The organism is Flavobacterium sp. (genome assembly GCF_028712645.1).
Classification (GTDB): Bacteria; Bacteroidota; Bacteroidia; order Flavobacteriales; family Flavobacteriaceae; genus Flavobacterium.
The window spans coordinates 1-2,642 of sequence record NZ_JAQTPQ010000376.1; the positions used below are offsets into that span (position 1 = coordinate 1).

4 protein-coding genes and 1 pseudogene are annotated in these 2,642 nt (G+C 33.0%); 3 read left to right on the forward strand and 2 right to left on the reverse strand.

All coding sequences use genetic code 11. The features are described 5' to 3' along the window. The coding region (locus tag PHC28_RS18065; RefSeq protein ID WP_300103794.1) for a DUF1573 domain-containing protein at window positions 1–349 on the forward strand (349 nt) is incomplete at its 5' end. Window positions 350–401: 52 nt separating this feature from the next. Here PHC28_RS18065 and PHC28_RS18070 read toward each other — a convergent pair. Next, window positions 402–533 (reverse strand): annotated as a pseudogene (locus tag PHC28_RS18070) (1-deoxy-D-xylulose-5-phosphate synthase N-terminal domain-containing protein); the annotation flags it as partial. 38 nt (window positions 534–571) lie between these two features. Here PHC28_RS18070 and PHC28_RS18075 point away from each other — a divergent pair. Together PHC28_RS18075 and PHC28_RS18080 are read left to right on the forward strand one after the other, a co-directional pair. Further along, window positions 572–1,015, forward strand: coding sequence for a nucleoside deaminase (locus tag PHC28_RS18075; RefSeq protein ID WP_300103797.1), 444 nt, complete (start codon window positions 572–574; stop codon window positions 1,013–1,015). An 83-nt stretch (window positions 1,016–1,098) separates the two neighbouring features. After that, window positions 1,099–1,857 (forward strand): SIMPL domain-containing protein, encoded by a 759-nt coding sequence (locus PHC28_RS18080; protein WP_300103799.1) that lies wholly within the window; start codon window positions 1,099–1,101, stop codon window positions 1,855–1,857. A gap of 70 nt (window positions 1,858–1,927) precedes the next feature. Here the strand turns inward: PHC28_RS18080 and PHC28_RS18085 are convergent. Further along, window positions 1,928–2,642, reverse strand: a 715-nt coding sequence (locus PHC28_RS18085) for a ribonuclease E/G (RefSeq protein WP_300103802.1), incomplete at its 5' end; no start/stop codon positions are given.

Genomic DNA, 2,642 nt, shown 5'->3' on the forward strand with positions numbered 1-2,642 from the left:
TATTTTGACTTCTTGTAATCAAAAGAAATATAGTTTTGCAATAGTTAAATATCAGAAAACCCATGATTTCGGAGAAATTACTTTAAAAGATACTGTTAATTATATTTTTAAAATTAAAAATATTTCAAAGGTAGATTTTAAAATAAGGCAAATTGGAACTGGTTGTGGCTGTACCGCTGCAATAATAAAAGATTCTATAATTTCTGAAAATGAAACTACCGAAATACACATAAAGTATATTCCCAAAAAACAAGATAAGGGAATAGGTTTGATAAAAAATTCAATTGTAATTGATGGAAATACAAACCCTCCTTTTACCACCTTTTATTTAACAGGAAAAGTAAATTAAGAGGGTTCATTTTATATTAGAAGAAGGCATCATTTTTTGGAAGCCTTTTTTTATGACCTTCTTTTACAGCAACAATGTCAATAATAAAATCACGCAATTCCTGGGCAACTTGAGGAAGTTGAGCTTCGTCGAGTTGGCGTAAATCAGTTGGATTGTTGATGTGTTGAAGTAAATTCATGTCCATAAAGCAAATGTACGAATTGAATTCTTATTTTTGTAACTATGGAAAACCCTTTCACCGACGAATATTTTATGAAAAAGGCTTTGCAGGAAGCTGAAATAGCTTTTGAAAAAGACGAAATTCCTGTTGGTGCTATTATTGTCATTGATAATAAAGTCATTGCCCGAGGTCATAATTTAACCGAAATGCTCAATGATGTTACTGCTCATGCCGAAATGCAGGCAATAACTGCGGCTGCTAATTTTCTTGGCGGAAAATATTTAACAGGTTGCACACTTTATGTCACGTTGGAACCTTGCCAAATGTGCGCCGGTGCTTTGTATTGGAGTCAGATTTCGAAAATTGTTTTTGGAGCCAGTGACGAAAATCGTGGTTTCGAGAAAATGAATACACAATTACATCCAAAAACTACTGTAGTTCGTGGAGTTTTGGCTAATGAAGCTGCTGATTTGATGAAGCGGTTTTTTGTAAAAAAAAGAAAATGATTCCTAATTGATTTTCGTTTCTCAATTAGTCTTACATTTACTTTAAGAATAAATTTATTGAATAAACTTTAAATTAAAATTTAATGGATAGTAAAATCAAATCATCAATTATTTTTGGAATTGCAATTGTTGTTACAGCCTTTATTTTGGGGCAATCTTTCAAAAAAAGAAATGAAAATTTAGATTCTATTTCGGTAATCGGATTGGGTACAAAAGATTTTGTTTCGGATGAAATTTTGTGGTCTGGAAGTTTTACCGCCAATAGTATGGATATTAAAACTGCTTACGGCAAAATTATTTCTGACCAAAAAATAGTTTCCAATTTCTTTATCAGTAAAGGGTTTAAGCCGAACGAGTTTTCGTTTGGAGCAGTAAATTTCCAGAAAAAGTTTAGAGAAATTAGAACGCTAACTGCTGAAAATGGCTATGTAAATTCCGAAGAAGTTTTTAATGGTTATGAAGCTACTCAAAGCATCTCCTTTTCTGCTAAAAAGAATCCTCAACTAATGAAACGTATTGAAGAAGTTTCAAGCAAAACTTCGGAATTGATAAATTCAGGGATTGAGCTTACATCCAATTCTATCCAATATACCTATTCTAATTTACCTAGTTTGAAACAAAGTTTGATAGAAAATGCTACTCGAGATGCTAACGAACGAGCCAATAAAATTGTAAATACAGGCAACGGAAAATTGGGCAAATTAAAAGGAGCCAATATGGGAGTTTTTCAAATTACGGGTCAGGGTTCAACGGAAGAAGATAGTTATGGAGGAAATAACGACACTTTTAGCAAGAACAAAACGGCTAGAATCACAGTGAGATTAGAATATAATTTGGACTAGGGAAAATTTTTAAAGGGTTTAAAAAAAAGCCACAAAAAAACCGCCAATCTTACGAGAGGCGGTTTTTGTTTTATTCTTTAATAGCACTTCCTTTTTTGTCATAGAAGTGATATTCTAAATACGTGTAAGCGTCACGCGGTATGATTTTTACCCATTTTTTATGTTCAAAAAACCATTTTGAACGTAATGATGGAAAACCTTTGGTAAGGTATGCTGCCACAAAAGGGTGTACGTTGAGCACAACTTCTTTATGGCTTTTTAATATTCTTTCTAGATCGAAAGCAATTTTATCGATAATTTGAATTGGTGCTTCAATTTCGCCTAAAACATTGTTTGGATCTTCTTCTCTAGTTTTAATATTTCTTTCTGGTCTTACTCTTTGTCTTGTAATTTGGACTAATCCAAATTTACTTGGTGGTAAGATTTTGTGTTTGGCTTTATCATCGTCCATTTCTTCCCTCAAGAAGTCGAACAAGACTTTGCGATTTTCTGGATTTGACATATCAATAAAATCAACTACAATTATTCCGCCCATATCGCGAAGACGTAATTGTCTTGCTATTTCGGCAGCTGCAATCATATTAACTTCCATGGCAGTATCTTCCTGATTGGATGCTTTATTGGAACGATTTCCGCTATTGACGTCAATGACGTGTAAGGCTTCGGTGTGTTCGATAATAAGATAAGCACCTTTACTCATGGAAACTGTTTTTCCAAATGAAGTTTTGATTTGTCTCTCTATATTGTATTTCTCAAAAATCGGTGTGTCTTTGGATTGATAAAAC